Annotated in this window: 1 rRNA gene; it reads right to left on the bottom strand. The window is 45.8% G+C overall.

The features are described 5' to 3' along the window. A 23S ribosomal RNA gene (locus AC3WV0_RS18100) occupies positions 1–585 on the bottom strand; the annotation flags it as partial. Positions 586–666: the final 81 nt, after the last annotated feature.

Below are 666 nucleotides of genomic sequence, written 5' to 3'. Positions count from 1 at the left end.
CTTAACCTCGCTAGTAAAATTAACTCGTAGGCTCATTATGCAAAAGGCACGCCGTCACAGAATTAATCTGCTCCGACCGCTTGTAGGCGTACGGTTTCAGGTTCTATTTCACCCTTCTATTCGAAGTGCTTTTCACCTTTCCTTCACAGTACTTGTTCACTATCGGTCTTTCAGGAGTATTTAGCCTTGGAGGATGGTCCCCCCATATTCAGACAGGATTTCACGTGTCCCGCCCTACTCATTTATCACTCTAATATGCCTTTCATATACGGGGCTATCACCCTCTATGGCCGCACTTTCCAGTACATTCTATTAAACATATAAAAGCTTTTGGGCTAATCCGCTTTCGCTCGCCACTACTTACGGAATCTCTTCGATTTCTTTTCCTCCGGGTACTTAGATGTTTCAGTTCTCCGGGTTTGCTCCTCTTACGAGGTGACAGGTCTTCAACCTGCCGGGTTGCCCCATTCGGACATCTACGGATCAATTCGTGTGTGCCAATCCCCGTAGCTTTTCGCAGCTTACCACGTCCTTCGTCGCCTCTGAAAGCCTAGGCATCCGCCATACGCCCTTAACGATTTCTTTCCTATTTTTAGGTTACTCAAGCACTTATAAGTGCTCGGTTTTCTCTTTGTGATGTCTTTACCGTTAATGTCAATGATCTTA

It is taken from the genome of Chryseobacterium sp. 27AL (assembly GCF_057815395.1).
This window is presented reverse-complemented; position numbering and strand designations above follow the sequence as displayed.